The organism is Nocardioides astragali, assembly GCF_024436375.1.
Classification (GTDB): domain Bacteria; phylum Actinomycetota; class Actinomycetes; order Propionibacteriales; family Nocardioidaceae; genus Nocardioides; species Nocardioides astragali.
Map to the genome: position 1 here is coordinate 390,373 of NZ_JAFMZM010000004.1, position 15,990 is coordinate 406,362.

At 67.6% G+C, this 15,990-nt stretch carries 15 protein-coding genes; 6 read left to right on the forward strand and 9 right to left on the reverse strand.

Annotated features, from left to right (window positions below; translation table 11 throughout):
* Positions 1-42: 42 nt before the first annotated feature.
* The 6 genes from J3P44_RS15125 to J3P44_RS15150 all read right to left on the reverse strand — a co-directional run bounded on the left by J3P44_RS15125 (position 43) and on the right by J3P44_RS15150 (position 6,512).
* Positions 43-1,659, reverse strand: coding sequence for a TadE/TadG family type IV pilus assembly protein (locus J3P44_RS15125; RefSeq protein ID WP_255891264.1), 1,617 nt, complete (start codon positions 1,657-1,659; stop codon positions 43-45).
* Positions 1,660-1,674: 15 nt separating this feature from the next.
* Positions 1,675-2,193, reverse strand: a complete 519-nt coding sequence (locus J3P44_RS15130; protein ID WP_308212274.1) for a TadE/TadG family type IV pilus assembly protein — start codon at positions 2,191-2,193, stop codon at positions 1,675-1,677.
* A gap of 99 nt (positions 2,194-2,292) precedes the next feature.
* The gene (locus J3P44_RS15135) at positions 2,293-2,484 is read right to left on the reverse strand and encodes a hypothetical protein (protein ID WP_255891643.1); all 192 of its coding nucleotides are present in this window, start codon (positions 2,482-2,484) and stop codon (positions 2,293-2,295) included.
* Positions 2,474-4,105, reverse strand: a complete 1,632-nt coding sequence (locus tag J3P44_RS15140; protein WP_255891266.1) for a TadE/TadG family type IV pilus assembly protein — start codon at positions 4,103-4,105, stop codon at positions 2,474-2,476. The genes J3P44_RS15135 and J3P44_RS15140 overlap by 11 nt, the downstream gene beginning before the upstream one ends.
* A 15-nt stretch (positions 4,106-4,120) precedes the next feature.
* Positions 4,121-4,528, reverse strand: a complete 408-nt coding sequence (locus J3P44_RS15145; RefSeq protein ID WP_255891267.1) for a TadE/TadG family type IV pilus assembly protein — start codon at positions 4,526-4,528, stop codon at positions 4,121-4,123.
* A gap of 187 nt (positions 4,529-4,715) precedes the next feature.
* Complete coding sequence (locus J3P44_RS15150; protein ID WP_255891268.1) at positions 4,716-6,512, reverse strand: AMP-dependent synthetase/ligase; 1,797 nt, start codon at positions 6,510-6,512, stop codon at positions 4,716-4,718.
* A 96-nt stretch (positions 6,513-6,608) separates the two neighbouring features.
* Here J3P44_RS15150 and J3P44_RS15155 point away from each other — a divergent pair, with 96 nt between their 5' ends.
* The 3 genes from J3P44_RS15155 to J3P44_RS15165 are packed head-to-tail and all read left to right on the forward strand — an operon-like array spanning position 6,609 to position 8,670.
* Entirely contained in the window at positions 6,609-7,046 is a 438-nt protein-coding gene (locus tag J3P44_RS15155; RefSeq protein WP_255891269.1) for an SRPBCC family protein, read from the forward strand.
* Positions 7,047-7,060: 14 nt separating this feature from the next.
* Positions 7,061-8,275, forward strand: a complete 1,215-nt coding sequence (locus J3P44_RS15160; protein ID WP_255891270.1) for an ArsA family ATPase — start codon at positions 7,061-7,063, stop codon at positions 8,273-8,275.
* Entirely contained in the window at positions 8,272-8,670 is a 399-nt protein-coding gene (locus J3P44_RS15165; protein WP_255891271.1) for a hypothetical protein, read from the forward strand. Before J3P44_RS15160 ends, J3P44_RS15165 begins: the two co-directional genes overlap by 4 nt.
* Positions 8,671-8,780: 110 nt before the next feature.
* On the opposite strand, the gene J3P44_RS15170 is transcribed toward J3P44_RS15165, so the two are convergent.
* Positions 8,781-10,178, reverse strand: a complete 1,398-nt coding sequence (locus tag J3P44_RS15170) for a hypothetical protein (protein ID WP_255891272.1) — start codon at positions 10,176-10,178, stop codon at positions 8,781-8,783.
* Between the two features lie 92 nt (positions 10,179-10,270).
* The gene (locus J3P44_RS15175; RefSeq protein WP_255891273.1) at positions 10,271-11,512 is read right to left on the reverse strand and encodes an ornithine cyclodeaminase family domain; all 1,242 of its coding nucleotides are present in this window, start codon (positions 11,510-11,512) and stop codon (positions 10,271-10,273) included.
* Between the two features lie 243 nt (positions 11,513-11,755).
* On the opposite strand from J3P44_RS15175, the gene J3P44_RS15180 reads away from it, so the two are divergent.
* Positions 11,756-13,102, forward strand: coding sequence for a hypothetical protein (locus tag J3P44_RS15180; protein WP_255891274.1), 1,347 nt, complete (start codon positions 11,756-11,758; stop codon positions 13,100-13,102).
* Between the two features lie 63 nt (positions 13,103-13,165).
* Positions 13,166-14,626, forward strand: a complete 1,461-nt coding sequence (locus tag J3P44_RS15185) for a glycosyltransferase family protein (RefSeq protein ID WP_255891275.1) — start codon at positions 13,166-13,168, stop codon at positions 14,624-14,626.
* A 13-nt stretch (positions 14,627-14,639) separates the two neighbouring features.
* Here the strand turns inward: J3P44_RS15185 and J3P44_RS15190 are convergent, their stop codons facing one another.
* Positions 14,640-15,086, reverse strand: a complete 447-nt coding sequence (locus J3P44_RS15190; RefSeq protein ID WP_255891276.1) for a hypothetical protein — start codon at positions 15,084-15,086, stop codon at positions 14,640-14,642.
* Positions 15,087-15,170: 84 nt separating this feature from the next.
* Here J3P44_RS15190 and J3P44_RS15195 point away from each other — a divergent pair, with 84 nt between their 5' ends.
* Positions 15,171-15,983, forward strand: a complete 813-nt coding sequence (locus J3P44_RS15195; RefSeq protein WP_255891277.1) for an alpha/beta hydrolase — start codon at positions 15,171-15,173, stop codon at positions 15,981-15,983.
* Positions 15,984-15,990 lie beyond the last annotated feature (7 nt).

Sequence of the window (15,990 nt, forward strand, 5' to 3'; positions counted from 1 at the left end):
AAGAGTGGACTGGGGGAGATGCTGAAGGGTGGGTGGACGTCGTCAATCGACGAGGACGATGACCTTGGTTCCGGAGCCGATGTAGTCGATCTCGCCACCGCTCGATGGCGCGAACTCCGGCAATGCCCTCTCGTCGAACAGGATTACGTGCAACTCGCGCAGACCCGAGGGGGCAGCTACCAGACCATTGTGCTCGCTGACCGTCCCAGGGGACTGCTCAGTCGCCGAGACGGCTTGATCGGTGATGAATCCCGGTCGGAAGGCCACGATCGGCCAGCTCTTCTTCCCGGTCGCCGGCTCACGCTGGACGATCGGAATCCAGAAGTAGCGCGGTGAGTTGAAGATGTCGGCGGACAAGGCTTTCTCGCCGACGCTGCCAGCGGTTGCATTGATCAGGTCACTGATTCGAGCGTTGTTGATGATGAAGCAGCTGAGCAAGTCGTCGTTGATGTTCTTGGACTTGATGGTCGTCGGCGTGCGCGAGTTGTCACCGGTCCGGCTGCACCCGCTGGTCGAGTCCTTGTCGAGCCGACCCGCTTTGCCGCCCTTGCCCGAGATCAGGCCGTCATTGGTCTGTGCGATCTTCACCCCAGGCTCTGAGGCAATGCAGTTGGTTCCGTTGACCGGGGCGGTCTTGGACTCGACGCTGCCCGTGTCGCCGCTGCACTCACCTGAGGGAGCAGGATGGATGGCCAGTGAGGGCTGGGGGCCGAAGATGATGTTCCACTCCAGGTCGAATGACGTGTCCGTCCTGGGCAGGTCAATGGTGCCGTAGTTGCCCTCGAGGCTTCCCGCACAGTAGGCGCGCGGTGCGCCGACGGTGAACCTCTGGGCCGATGCTCGTTCGGAGTAGTCGCTTCCTTTGAGCACCCGGACGAACCACACGTCCTCGATGTCGAGGACAGCAGCAGGAACGTTCACGACGATCGTCGTGGAAGTTGCGCTGACAAAGCTGGTCGCCGGCACCTCGTGATGGTCCGGTGGCCCCCCCGCACCCGTGAACGTGACAGCCGTCGCGCCCGTCAGGTTGCTCCCGGTGAGCGTCACCTGCGTCGCGGCACTCGGGGTCGACTGGATGTCTGGGCTGATGGTGAAAGTAGCAGTGTTGTGCGCAGCCGAGTCGGGTGTCAGGGGCGGGACCGCGGGCGTCGGGGCCGGTCCGCTGTCGTCCCTGATGATCTGGGGTCCATAGTCACAACCCGTTACGCCGTACATGGGGAGCCCATGGTTGCGCGACGGCGACTTGATCTGAGCCGAGGCGTTTGCCGGCACATCGAGTGAGTCGCCGGATTCGAAAGCCTTCCCCATGGTGAGCTCGACGATCGCGCGGGGCGCGATGAGGTTCACCCTCCAGTTCCCCGGACAGGAGATCTCTCCATCGATCGGGTCGCCGTCGTCGAGATCCATCGTGACCTGGCCATGTACCTCATTGGCCGCCTTGACGAGGAACTCCTCTGCCTTCGTCACGACCTCGGTGTTGCATCCCGAGGCCTTGGTCAACTCGGCGGCGGCGGCCATCACAGCCATGTCCACGTTGCTCTGCAAAGCAGAGCGCTTCGCGTAGGCCTGACCCATGTCAACAGCCACCGCGCCGGCCATGAAGAGAACAACCGCGAAGATGGCAACCATCACTGCGGTTGCGCCGCGCTCGTCTTGCACTCGTTGACGCATGAGTCAGCACCCCCCTGCCGGAATGTTCTCGATGCGGGCTGTGGCCCGCTTGGTGATCTGAGGAAGGGAAGGCAGGAGTCCCGGAGCGATGGCACGCGCCGTCAGTCGTACCCGAACGGTGACGTCGTCGCCGACTTTTGCTGTCGTCGGTACGACGGGGTCGAATACTGCCGTAATGCTTGTTCCAGCGCCCCCGACGCGATTCACAGCTCTCGTCGTCGCGGCGGTGGTGCACGGGTTGACGGCAGCCGCGCGGGCACCTTCACGCGCAGCGTGAGAAGCCACTTGGTACGCCCACATCCAGAGACTCATCTGGATGATCATCAGGATGAGGGTCATCAGCACCATCGAGACCAAGGCGAACTCGACCGCCGCGGCTCCCCGCTCTCGGTCTTTGCGTCGACGCAACACTGGCATCCCTCTCGCCGGTTCCATGTGGGGGAACCCGAATTCTCGCAGCGCCAAGAATTTAGTCCCGGCGTGACCCGGGTGGGGGCTAAACCGCCCAAACCACCCGAACATAGTCCGGTCATGGCCCGAAATGACTAGTTCGACCTAGTCATTGTCCTGCCCGGCAGCGTGAAGTCCAGTGCCGAAACCTGCTCAGCCGACGTAGAGCGCCTAGATCTCGACACGCGCCTCGCGGACCACCATGTTCCGCTTGAGCTTGAGGCTCGGCGTGAGCTGGCCGCCCTCCTCGGTCCGCGCCGGGGGGATCGTGTACTTGGGGATCGCCTCGGCCTTGGAGACAGCGTTGTTGGCCTCGTCGACCGCCACGCCGGGTGTGCGGCGAGACCGCTGGTTACTCGACAAGGGCGAGGACCTTGGTCCCGCTCCCTGTGTAGTCGATCTCGCCCCCGATAGGCGGGGCTGTGCCGGGAAGAGCGGACTCGGGAAACAGTACGACGTTGATCTGCTCGATGTGGCCGGAATGGAACGTCAAACCGTTGTGTCCGGAGATCGCGCCCCGAGCGGTGGCAGTGGCTGCCATGGACTCGTTGGTGATGAACCCCGGCCGGAAGGCGATGATCGGGTAGGCGCCGGAGGCTCCATTTGCCGCCTCGACGGGAATGACTGGGATGAAGAAGAAGCGCGGGGAGTCGAAGATGTCCGCCGAGAGGATGTTGTTCTCCCCAGCCACGACATCGCCCACCGAGTGCCCGCCCACGATGTAGCAGCTCAGCAGGTCGTCGTTGAGGTTCGGTGATTCCGGGGTCCTGTCGCTCCCGCCGTTTCGATCACAGCCCGGCGTGGTGTCTGCATCAAGACGCCCGGGAGTCGAGCCCGACCCGTTGACGAAGCCGTCCGTGGCTGCCTCGTTCGGGAAGCCCGGATCGGTGCTGACGCAGTCGGTGGGGCTGACGGGGGCGTGGTCGGAGTCCACAGGAGAGCAGGGGACCAAGATGGAGGCATTGATGGTGAGGTGGGGCATGACGCCCCTGATGATGTTCATCTCGACCCATGCACCGTTGGGCACATCGTTGCGCGCCAGGCGGAGCGTGCCGAAGTTCCCACTGACCATTCCGTCGCAGAAGAGCAGGTCGCCGACGGTGAAGGGCGCTGAGTCCTGGTACCTGGTCCAATGGACGACGCCTGTCGGACTCGTGAACTGGACTCGGACCCACCACACGCCATTGGCGGCCAGCACCTCCGCGGGGACGGTAGGTACAGAGATGCTGAAAGCCTTGTAGCCACCACCAGTGGTGTCGGGAACAGTGGCGGTCCCCGCAGCCGTGTAGCTGGTGCCGTCTGCGTTGTAGAAGACCGCTTGCGCTGTCCAGCCCTTGACGTCCTTCACATCGCCGGTCAGCACAACCGGGTACGGCGTCGGCACGTCGCTGTCCACGTCGTTCGGGGTGACGACGAGGGCCTGCTGAAGATCGGCGTCGCCCACCGGAGTCGTAGCGGGAGCGGCGGAGACAGGGGCAGGTCCCGGCGGCGGGTCGGTCAGTACCTGTGAGCCGGAGTCGCAGCCGGAGACGGCGTACATCGGCAGGGTGTTTGTCTGGCTGGGGGACTTGATTTGAGCCGAGGCGTGTGCCGGCACTTCGAGTGAGTCGCCGGATTCGAAAGCCTTCCCCATGGTGAGCTCGACGATCGCGCGGGGCGCGATGAGGTTCACCCTCCAGTTCCCCGGACAGGAGATCTCTCCATCGATCGGGTCGCCGTCGTCGAGATCCATCGTGACCTGGCCATGTACCTCATTGGCCGCCTTGACGAGGAACTCCTCTGCCTTCGTCACGACCTCGGTGTTGCATCCCGAGGCCTTGGTCAACTCGGCGGCGGCGGCCATCACAGCCATGTCCACGTTGCTCTGCAAAGCAGAGCGCTTCGCGTAGGCCTGACCCATGTCAACAGCCACCGCGCCGGCCATGAAGAGAACAACCGCGAAGATGGCAACCATCACTGCGGTTGCGCCGCGCTCGTCTTGCACTCGTTGACGCATGAGTCAGCACCCCCCTGCCGGAATGTTCTCGATGCGGGCTGTGGCCCGCTTGGTGATCTGAGGAAGGGAAGGCAGGAGTCCCGGAGCGATGGCACGCGCCGTCAGTCGTACCCGAACGGTGACGTCGTCGCCGACTTTTGCTGTCGTCGGTACGACGGGGTCGAATACTGCCGTAATGCTTGTTCCAGCGCCCCCGACGCGATTCACAGCTCTCGTCGTCGCGGCGGTGGTGCACGGGTTGACGGCAGCCGCGCGGGCACCTTCACGCGCAGCGTGAGAAGCCACTTGGTACGCCCACATCCAGAGACTCATCTGGATGATCATCAGGATGAGGGTCATCAGCACCATCGAGACCAAGGCGAACTCGACCGCCGCGGCTCCCCGCTCGTCATGCGTGCGTGAACGCAACACGCGAGACCCCTCTCGCCAGACCCCTGGAACCCGAGTCCTGAATTACATGAACTTAGGCACGGGGTGACGCGGGCGGGGGCTGAACCGGGCGAACGCCCCCAAACATAGGGGTGACCTTGAATGAAATAACCGGTCAGACGGCGTCGTTGTCTAGCCCGGGGAGCGTCAGGGCAGTGTTGAGGCCTGCTCAGCCGAGGTAGAGCGCCTCGATCTCGGCTCGCGCCTCGCGGACCACCACGTTGCGCTTGAGCTTGAGGCTCGGCGTGAGCTGGCCGCCTTCCTCGGTCCACTCGGCAGGCAGGATGGTGAACTTGCGGATCGCCTCGGCCTTGGAGACGGCCTTGTTGGCCTCGTCGACCGCGTCCTGCACCGCCGCCACGAGGTCCTCGTCCTCGAGGAGGTCGGTCACGCGACCGGACTTGCCGTGCTGCTCCGCCCACGCGGGGAAGGTCTCGCGGTCGATGGTGACAAGGGCGCCGATGAACGGCTGCCCGTCGCCGACGACGAGGCACTGGTCGACCAGGGCGTGCGCCCGGAGGCGGTCCTCGAGCACCGCCGGCGCCACGTTCTTGCCCCCGGCCGTCACCAGGATCTCCTTCTTGCGGCCGGTGATCCGCACGAAGCCCTCGTCGTCGACCTCGCCGACGTCGCCGGTGTGGAACCAGCCGTCACGGTCCAGGACCTCGCCGGTCGCGGCCTCATCGCCCCAGTAGCCTGCGAAGACCTGCCCTCCCTTGAAGAGCAGCTCGCCGTCGTCCCCCACCCGCACGCTCGTGCCGGGGATGGGGCGTCCCACGGTGCCGACCTTCTGCGCGTCCGGGAGGTTCGCGGTCAGGGCCGCCGTGGTCTCGGTGAGGCCGTAGCCCTCGAGCACGGTGAGGCCGACGCCGCGGTAGAAGTGGCCGAGGCGGTCACCCAGCGGCGCGCCACCGGAGATGGCGTACGAGCAGCTCCCGCCGAGCGCCTGCCGGAGCTTGCCGTAGACGAGCCTGTCGAAGAGCGCGTGCTGCGCGCGCAGTCGGACGGGGACCTTCGTGCCGTCCAGGGCACGCGACCAGGCGATCGCGACGTCGGCCGCGCGGTCGAAGACCCTGCCGCGACCGTCGGCCGTCGCACGCTGGGAGGCGGTGTTGAAGACCTTCTCGAACACCCGGGGCACGGCGAGGATGAAGGTCGGCTGGAACTCGCCCAGGTCCGCAACGAGGTTCTTGATGTCGGCGCTGTGGCCCATCCGGGCGCGGCTCTTGACGCAGCCGACCTGGATGATCCGGGCGAAGACGTGGGCCAGGGGCAGGAAGAGCAGCGTCGACGCGTCGTCGGTGTCGAAGAGCTCACCGAGCTCGTCGACCGCCACGCCCAGCTCGAACATGAAGTTGCCGTGGGTGAGCATGCAGCCCTTGGGCTTGCCCGTGGTGCCGCTGGTGTAGATCAAGGTCGCCAGGTCGAGGGGCGTCGCCGACGTACGCCGCTGCTCCAGCACGTCGTCGGAGATGTCGGAGCCGAGGCGGCCGAGCACGTCGACGGCGTTGTCCTGGATCGACCACACGTGCTGCAGCTCGGCCAGGTCGTCCGACTGGCGTGCCTCCCGGACCCGGGCCAGGTGGTCGGGGCCCTCTGCCACGACGGCGCGGGCCGCGGAGTCGTGGAGGATCCAGCCGATCTGCTCGGCCGACGAGGTCTCGTAGATCGGGACGGTCACGGCCCCGGCGAACCAGATGGCGTAGTCGAAGAGCGTCCACTCGTAGCGGGTCTTGGACAGCAGGGCGACGCGGTCGCCCACCTCGACGCCGGCGGCGATCAGGCCCTTGGCGACCGCGCGCACCTCCTCGTGGAACTCCGATGCCGTCACGTGGACCCATCCGTCGCCGGTGCGGCGGCTGAAGACCGCCGTCGAGCCCGCTTCGCGGGCGTTGGCGACGACGTCGTCCGTGAGGTTCCCGGTCGTCGGGATGGCGATCGAGAGCGGCGCGGAGAACTCACGCACGAGGGGACCTCCTGGGTTGCGGTCGACTGCGAAGCGCAGGTTATCGCCCGAGCCGGTACCCCTCAGCCGCCCGGGGCGGTCGGCTAGGCTCCGGCCATGGCCGAACAGACCTCCTCGTCGATCACGATCGACGCCCCGCCGGCCGACGTCATGGCCGTCATCGCGGACTTCGAGTCCTACCCCGCCTGGGCCAAGGGCGTGAAGACCGCCGAAGTCACCGCGGAGGCGGTCGGCGGTCGCGCCGAGCAGGTCTACTTCTCGCTCGACGTCTCGCCGATCAAGGACGAGTACACCCTGGCCTACGTCTGGGACGACGACCGCGAGGTGACCTGGACCCTCGTCGAGGGCAACATGCTCAAGGCCCTCGACGGCGCCTACACGCTGCGCGACAGGGGTGACGGCAGCACCGATGTCACCTACCGCCTCGCTCTCGACGTCAGCATCCCGCTCATCGGCATGCTCAAGCGCAAGGGCGAGAAGATCCTCATCGACACCGCGCTGAAGGGCCTCAAGAAGCGCGTCGAGTCGCTCTGACGCGCGGGTCCGGGATGCGGATCCTCCTCTTCACCGGCAAGGGCGGGGTCGGGAAGTCCACCCTCGCCGCCGCCACGGCGTGTGCCAGCGCCGCAGCCGGGCATCGGACGCTGGTCCTGTCGACCGACGCCGCCCACTCGCTGGCGGATGCGCTGGACGTGCCGGCCAGCGGTGAGCCGGGCGAGGTGGCGCCGAACCTCTGGCTCCAGCACGTGGACGCCCAGGAGCGGTTCGAGCGGTCCTGGCGCGACATCCAGGGCTACCTGATGAGCGTGCTCGACGTGGCCGGCGTGGACCCGGTCGCCGCCGAGGAGCTCACCGTGATCCCCGGTGCCGAGGAGGTGCTCGCCCTCCTGGAGGTCCGCGCCCAGGCCCGGTCGGGGGAGTGGGACGTGCTGGTGGTGGACTGCGCGCCCACCGCGGAGACCCTGCGGCTGCTCGCCCTCCCCGAGGCGCTGGGCTGGTACATGACCCGCGTGCTGCCCGTCGAGCGACGCGTGGTCAAGGCCCTCAAGCCGGTGCTGACTCGCGCGGCGGGGGTGCCGATGCCCGACGACTCCGTCTTCGACGCGATCGAGCGGCTCCACGCCGAGCTCGACGACGTACGGACCGTGCTGACCGGACCCGACACGTCGGTCCGGCTCGTCCTCACTCCCGAGTCCGTCGTGCTGGCCGAGGCCCGGCGGGCCTACACGTTCCTGACGCTGTTCGGCTACACCGTGGACGCGGCGATCGTGAACCGCGTCTTCCCCGCCGGCGGCGCCGACACCTGGCGTACGACGTGGGTGGAGGCGCAGCGGCGGATCCTGGCCGACGCCGCCGACTCGTTCGCCGGCCTGGACCTCCGGACCTCCGTCTACCGCGCCTCCGAACCGGTGGGACGGGATGAGCTGCTCGATCTCGCGCACGCGGTGTACGGCGAGGCCGATCCGCTCGCCGGCGGCTCTGCGCGCCCCCCGATGAGCGTCCGGCCGATGGCGAGCGGACTGGTCCTCACGCTTCCGCTGCCGTTGGCCGACCAGGACGACGTACGCCTTGCCCGCAAGGGTGACGAGCTCGTCGTGTCGGTCGCGTCGTATCGTCGTCTCCTGACGCTGCCCTCCGGGTTGGCGCGGCACCGCGTGGCGGGTGCCCGCGTGCACGGCGGGGAGCTGCAGGTCAGGTTCAGCGATCCCGCGACCGACCCCGCCCCATCGACCGTCCGTCCAGCAGCCGAGGAGACCATGTGAGCGACGCGGGTGACGCCCACGACGTCGGGTCGCTCGGTGAGGAGGCCGCCAAGCTCCTGGGTGCCCTCTCCGGCTGGGCCCGCGAGCACGCGGAGGAGACGGGCGATGCGTTCTCAGGCTGGGCGGGCCACGCCGCCGCGTCCGCGCACGACCTCAACGAGCACCTCGCGACGGGGTCGGCCGAGTGCACCGTCTGCCCGGTCTGCCGCGCCGTCCATGCGGTCCGGCAGCTGAGTCCCGAGGTGACGTCCCACCTGGCCGCGGCGATGACGTCGCTCGCGCAGGTCGCTGCCGCGGTCATGTCGACGCCTGACCCTCGCGCCCCGGACCGGCCTCGAGACGGTGGCGACGTCGAGCACATCGATCTGGGCGCCGAGTGGCCCGAGGACGAGTGAGCCACGGGCAACGCACCCTCGTCGGTGCCGTCCACTGAGTCGTCCCGCACCTGGTCGCCGTCCAGCTGGGACCCCGGGCAGGCATGGTCGGCGCTGCGCCGCTCGTCTCGTCACCCCTGGGGGCAAAACGGCGCGTCAGTCGTCGAGACGGGCCGCAGCAGGAATAGCCGGTACTGCCATGCGGGGAGCGGCTCCAGCTCCGTCTGCGCCTTCTCGGAACCGAAGGTGACGGTCTCGCCGTGCAGGACTCCGGTGACCTCGAGCCCCGGACGGTCCATCGCGATCCTGCGCAGTGCGACGAGCGGGACAGCGAGGTCGTTGTCCGCCCCAGCCTGGAGCTCGGGGTCGGTGGAGGAGACGAGGGTCACCATGTCGTCCTGCCAGTCCGTCACCCGCCAGGACGGCATGAACAGGTGGTTGGGGTCGGGAGACTCCGTGCGGAGGTTGGAGAACATCGTGTTGGTCCCTGTGGTGCGCAGACCGAGGTAGGGGTTGAGGACCCAGACCAGGGCGAGCAGCAGGACGGGCACGTGCAGGAGCTGGATCCGCCCCAGGCGAAGCCGACGTCCCGACCCGTCGGCCCGTTGCTCGCGGACAGCGAGGGCGGTCGCCAGCAGGACGGGGACGAAGTAGAACTGCTCGAGGACGTACAGCGTGGCCAGGGGCACCGGGCCGAGGACGTGGCCCCCGAACCCGAGGACCACGAACGCGAGGACGGCGGTGACCGGGGGGCGTCGTCGTGCGTCCCGCACGACGGCCGAGCGACCCGCCCACGAGGACGTACGGTCCAGGACCCGGCCGATGACCTCCGGTCGGAGGAACAGGAAGAAGAGCGCGTAGACGGTCGAGGTGTAGTCACCGACGACGATGATCGGACTGGCGCTGAGGCTGAAGTGGAAGGCAAGGCCGAGCAGGACGCCCCAGGTCCGGGTGCGGGGGATCACGAGGAGCAGGAAGATCAGGCTCTCGGTCGCGAGCGCGCCGTAGTTGACGACGTGACTCTCCGCCAGCGGCCCGGCCAGACCGAAGGTGACGAGCCCGGCGATCGCGTTGGCGCAGCTCGTCACCGGATCGAGGAACGTGGTGTTCCACTTCGACAGGGCCGCGGCGGCGTAGGCAATGAGCAGGAGGGTCCTGGCCGTGGGGAACGCCTTGGCGATCGTCTCGAGCGACGTGGAGCGTCCCACGAGCATCGTCAGCAGGATGGCCAGGTTGACCAGTGCGACCAGCGCCCAGTGGTCGGGGCTGAACGGCATCTCGACGGTGTGCTCGATCACCTGCGCCACGAGGAGAATGGCGAACAGGGGGCCGGCCTCCGGGCGCAGCAGCACCGCGATCGCGAGCGCGACCACGGCGATGTTCCAAGGCGTGTTCAGCGCGTTCCGCTCCGCGATCAGGAGATGGAGGATGTGCGCGATCGCCCACATGCGGACGAACAACACCGTCGCTCGGTGTGCTGGCTCTGTCGTCACGTCGGACGACGCGGCCTTGTCGACTTCGCTGCTCATTCCTTGTCCCGGTTCCTGGCGCGGGCGCTGGCGGGCCCGGACGATCGCCCCAGCGAGGCTAGTCAGTCTGGCCGGTTCTCGCGGGAGAACCGTCAGGCCCGGCGATAGTCCGGCACGAGCTCCAAGGCCAGCTGCTCGAGGAACAGGCCGACGTCGGCGACGATCCCGCGCCCCGGGTTGGAGCCGCGATCGGCGATCTTGGTGACCGTGCGCGGGTCGATGTCGACGCACACGAGCGGCACCCTGGCCGGCAAAATGTTGGCGGTGGCCACCGAGTAGAGCTGGGTCGCCAGCATCACGCAGTAGCCGATGTCGTGGATCTCGGCACGCATCGCCCGCTGCCCGTCGACGACGTCGGTGTAGACGTCCGGCAGCGGGCCGTCGTCGCGGACCGAGCCGACCAGGACGTACTGCTTGTCGTGCGTGACGAGGCCGTGCATGATCCCGCTGGTCACGGCCCCTTCGGCGACGGCCCGCGCGATGGAGCCCGACTTGCGCACCGTGTTGAGCGCCCGCACGTGGTGCTCGTGCCCGTGCTCGACTCCCTGGGCCTTGCTGAGGTCGATTCCCAGGGTGGATCCGTAGAGCGAGGACTCGATGTCATGGGTCGCGAGCGCGTTGCCCGCGAAGAGGGTGTCGACGAAGCCGGCACCGATCAACGCGACCAGCGCGGGCACCGCACCGGTGTGGACCACCTCCGGTCCGGCGACCCAGAGCAGACGCTTGCCGTCGGCCTTGGCCCAACGCATGCCGTCGGCGACCTGGCGAACGACCACGGTCTGGGGCTTCTCGACAGCATCGCCGTCGGACGCCGCGAGGGTGGCGCCGTCCCCTGTCGACTGGCACGGGACGGACACCAGGATCCCGGAGGCGCCCACAAGCACTCGCATGCCCACCTCCACCTCGGACAGGGGCACGGTGCGCACCCTGGTGCCGCCGTCCGGGGCGGCGGCCACGACCAGTCCGCAGTTCATCTCGGGGTTCTCCACGTCGTACCAGAGACCGTCGAGGCACACCCGCGTCTCGAGGTTGGTCGTCGAGTAGAAGCCGTCGGGCAGGACTCCTGCCCGCTCGGCGACGCCGACCACTGCCTCGCCCGGGTCGAGCTGATTGACACCGCGGGTCTGGAGGCGCATCAGGAGCCGTTGGAGCGACTCGGCGTCCTCGGCCTCGATCGTGATCCTGGCGCTGCTGGGGTCGTCGGCCTCGTGGCCGACGTCGAGCTCGTCGATGGCGTAGTCGGCGCCGTAGTGACGGATGTCGTCGAGGATGCGTGACAGGATGCCGCTGTCCATCAGGTGTCCCGTGACCTCGACCGTCTCGCGCGCACCCACGAGGAATGACAGTACTTGCTCGGAGCCCGCACGAGTTCTGCGCCGCTCGATGAGCGCCACTCGCATTCCACGGAAATGTGTATGGAACGGCGCGAGAGTTGGGAGGATTGGCCAATGGTCTCGAGGACGCTGGACAGCACGTCCGCAGGCTTGCGGAGGCGCACTCCGAAGGCTTCCGGGAAAGATGGGCGACCAACATTTCCCGAGCTCTTGTTCGGGGCAGCGACCATCGCCCTGTTCGTCATGTTCTTCTCGATGGTGTTCATCGCCCGGCAGCCGCTGGGCAACCCGGACACCTGGTGGCACCTCGTGATGGGGCACGCCTACCTCGACGGCACCTCGGTGCGCCACCCTGGACCGATGTCGCCGTTGGGCACGGAGGACTGGCGCTCCAGGGACTGGCTGTCCCAAGTGCTGATGGCGCTCTTCGACGATGCGTTCGGGCTGCCGGGGGTGGCCTGGCTCCTCGGTCTGGCTCTGGTTGTCCTGTTCATCGCGTGCTTCCGCCTGTGCAGACGACTCGTCCCGTTCGGTCCCGCGGTGGTCGCCACCGGCCTGGCGTTCTTCAGCATGATCGGGAGCCTCTCGCCTCGCCCTCAGGTCGTCAGCTTCATCCTGCTCGTGGTCACCCTCGGGGCCCTCCTGCGCACCGCTGAGGACTTGCGTCCCCGGTGGTGGCTGGCTGCTCTCACGGCCGTCTGGGCCTGCTCGCACGGCTTGTGGTTCCTGTCCCCGGGGCTTCAGCTGGTCTTCTTGTTGGGCCTCGTCATGGACCGTCGACTCGGCAGGAAGTCGTTGCGTCCGCACGTGTTGCTTCTCGGCGTGTCAGTCGCAGCAGTGGCCCTCACCCCGAACGGAGTGCACCTGCTCACGCATCCCACAGGGCCGAGCATGGACATCGCTCACTACATCCAGGAGTACGAGCCCACGTCGTTGAGCTTTCCGCCTTACGCAGCGGCATTGCTGATGGGATTCGTCGTCTGCCTGACATGGGCCCGTCGAGGAAACGGATCCTGGCTATCGGTCATGCTGGTCGGTCTCGGCATCTTCCTCGCGCTCTACGGAGGACGAACCATCCCCTTGGGTGCGATCCTGCTGGCGCCGTTCTTCGCCCGCGCGATCAACACGTGGTGGCCGAAGACCCAGGCGTTCGTGCCTCTCGCGACTGAACGCGTGGTCGTCTACGGCAGCGCGCTCGCGGCACTCGTAGCCCTTGCGCTCATGGTGCCGAGCTCCGCGGCGGCGCCGGACGACTACTTCCCGACGTCGTACGACAGTCAGCTGTCCGTGATTCCGGACGACGCCGTGCTGATCAACGAGCTGGGCGACGGCGGCTACCTCGCGTGGAAGTACCCGGACCTGAGGATCGTCGGGGACGGACTGACTGATCAGTACTCGGTCGAGTGGCTCGAGAGCTGGTTCAAGGCCCGCCTAGGCGAGCCAGGATGGGACGAGTTCGTCCAACGATCCGGTGCCGACTACGCCCTGTTGGACGACTCGTCGCCGTTGCGGTTGGGGTTGATGAGCCTGGGCTGGTCCATCGTGCAGGAAGGCCAGGATCGGGTCCTTCTCACGTCACCCGATCGCTAGCCGGACGTCACCTGCGTCGTGTCGTCGGGTTCCTCGAGGACGCGTGACCCTACAGTTGCGGCCGTGCGCTCGCTCACTGGTTCCCGGCTCGACTGGGCGGCCGCACTCCTGCTTGTGCTGGCAACTGGAGCTCACGCCATTCCCGCCTTCCGACGGCCTGTCGCCACTCTCGACGAGATCATCGTGCTCGACTACCCGGATGTGGTGAGTCGCGGCGCGACTCCAAACGTGGACTTCTACACGGCATACGCCCGCTTGGGCTATGACTTCCTCGGCGTGTGGTACCGAGTCCTCGGCTACACCCTGACGAGCGAGCGCCTGGCCGGCCTCCTCTACCAGGTAGCGGTCGTGGTGGGAGTCTGGGCGCTCACCCGTCGCTTCGGCGATCGGATCGCGATCGGTTCCGGGCTGCTCTGCATCGTCCTGATGCCCACCGACCTCACTGCCTTCGCGTGGCTGGGAGGTCTCGCGCTGGCCGTGTGGTCACTCGTCCTCGTACGCTCGGAGGCCGGTCGGCTGTCCTGGATGGTGGGAGGCCTGCTGGCGGGGCTGTCAGTGGGATGGCGCTACGAGATGACTCTCGTCGTCGGGTTGGCACTGCTGCCCTTCATCTGGCGACACCCCCGAGCGCCGTTCGTGGTCATGGGCGGCCTTGCAGGGTTCATGCCGACTGCTCTGCACCTGCTCGACGTGGGTGGAGCTGCGTGGGACAACGTCAGTGGACGCATGGGAGTCAACTTCCAACTGGAAGCCAGCTCGGTGCCGGTTCACGTCTACCTGGGCCTTGCCGTCGGCTCGACCGCGCTGGCAGGCATCGCGGCCCGCGCGTTCATGTGCCGGACTCGAGAGGACTGGGCGTGGGTCCTTGTGTGCCTGGCAGTGCTGCCGCAAGCCCTGCAGCGAATCGATGTCTACCACTTCGGGTTCGCGGCCGTGGTCATCTATCCCCTTGCCTTCGCGGCCGGAATGGACCTCGCGCGTCGCTGGACGGACCGGCTGCACGTGCGGCTCGTGGCCTCTGCTCTCGCCATCCTCCTCACGGTGCCGGCGTTGTTCCTGGTCGGGTGGGTGGTCACCGCGTCGACTCGCTTCGAGACACAGTCGATCGCGAGTGGCTCGCGGACGATCACGGTTCGGGCAGATCGAGCGGAGGCCACCCAGGCTCTCCTCGACGACGTGCGCGACGTCGTGCCGCCTGGATCTGACCTGTTCGTCGGTACCGATCAGATGGGGCGAACGTCGTTCAACTCCTTTCCTATCTACTACCTGCTGTCCGAGGACTACCGGTTCCCCAGCTACTACTTGGAGCTGGCCGCCGGTGTCGCCGAGCGCGATCGTTCGGGACTGTCGGACGACATCCGCAGCGCAGATGCCTTGATCCTTGCGACCTTTGACCCCGAGGTGGGAGATCGACTCTTTCCGTTCGCGCCGAAGGGCTTCACCGAGCACAACCAGACGGTGCGTGAGCACTTCGAGCAGGTGAGCACGCACGGCGCTCTGACGCTCTACGTCAGGCGGAGCTAGCCATCCGCCGGGGTCAGATGCGGGAGCCGTCGTCCCACGGGTCTCGCGGAGCCCGCGGCATCTCGCGGACGAGGTAGAGGAAGCCCCCGACGAACCACACGACCAGTGTCCAGCCGACCAGCGAGGGCACGTAGACGGAGAGCAGTCCGATGAGCAGCGCGAGGACGGGCGGGACGAAGATGCCGGCCCAGGCGAGGCCGCGCTGCCAGGTCCGTGGGTGGGGGAACGGCGGTGGGGCGGGGGGCTCGAAACGTTCGACGGCAGGGACCTCGTCCGCGGGCTCCTCGGTCTCGTCGATGTCGTCGGCGACAGGCTCGGGCGTGCTGGCCTCGTCGAGCTGCGCCCGCCGACGGTCTTCCCCGGACGGGTCCTCCTCGTCCAGGGACGGGCGCTCACCGTAGTGCTCCACGATCTCGCGCCACGCCAGCTCGGTGCGGCTCTCGTCGCCAGGCGTCGTCACGTCATCACGGTACCCGGGACGTGGTTCCGAGACTCGCTGGGCTCACGCCTGGACGGGCAGTGGAAGTGGTGCACACTGTGCGCTGTGAAGTTCCCGTTCCGCGGCGCTCCTGGCGCAGCACTCGACCCCGCCCTCGTCGCGCCCATGTCCACGCCGGCCCGGCCCGAGCTCACCGGCGGTCGCCGCATCGGGGTGCTCGTCCAGCACGGGTTCACCGGCAACCCGGTGTCGATGCGTCCGTGGGCCGAGGACCTTGCTGCCCGTGGGTACGCCGTCGAGATGCCGTTGCTGCCCGGCCACGGCACCCACTGGCGCGACCTCAACAAGGTCACCTGGGCCGACTGGGTGGCGACGGTGGAGGGGGCTTACGAGAAGCTCGCCTCCGAGAACGACCAGGTGGTGGCGGTGGGTCTCTCCATGGGCGGCGCGCTGTGCCTGCGGCTGGCTGCGGACAAGGGCGACGGACTGGCCGGCGTCTGCGTGGTGAACGCCGCGGTCGACACCCTCCGCAAGGACGTCAAGCTGCTGCCGCTGCTCAAGCTCGTGGTGCCGGGCTTCCCGGGCATCGCCAACGACATCAAGAAGCCGGGCGCCGACGAGCACGGCTACCCGACCACCCCGCTCAAGGCCGCGGCGTCGATGTTCGCCGGCTACGCCGACCTACGCCGCGACCTGCCCAAGGTCACCATCCCGGTGCTGTTCTTCCGCTCCGCCGAGGACCACGTCGTCGACATCTCCAGCTCACGCGCCCTCAACGCCGGCCTGTCGTCCAAGGACTTCGAGGAGCGGGTGCTGGCGGACAGCTACCACGTCGCCACCCTCGACAACGACGCACCGCGGATCTTCGCGGAGTCGGCGGAGTTCATCGAGCGGGTCACCCAGCGTCAGCAGGGATAGGGTCGGG

What these genes read in the sequence shown, in the direction of transcription:
- J3P44_RS15170 (WP_255891272.1), bottom strand. Translation starts at nt 10,178, where the DNA reads ATGAGCAGCGAAGTCGACAAGGCCGCGTCGTCCGACGTGACGACAGAG.
- J3P44_RS15160 (WP_255891270.1), top strand. Translation starts at nt 7,061, where the DNA reads ATGCGGATCCTCCTCTTCACCGGCAAGGGCGGGGTCGGGAAGTCCACC.
- J3P44_RS15180 (WP_255891274.1), top strand. Translation starts at nt 11,756, where the DNA reads ATGTTCTTCTCGATGGTGTTCATCGCCCGGCAGCCGCTGGGCAACCCG.
- J3P44_RS15130 (WP_308212274.1), bottom strand. Translation starts at nt 2,193, where the DNA reads ATGTTCGGGTGGTTTGGGCGGTTTAGCCCCCACCCGGGTCACGCCGGG.
- J3P44_RS15155 (WP_255891269.1), top strand. Translation starts at nt 6,609, where the DNA reads ATGGCCGAACAGACCTCCTCGTCGATCACGATCGACGCCCCGCCGGCC.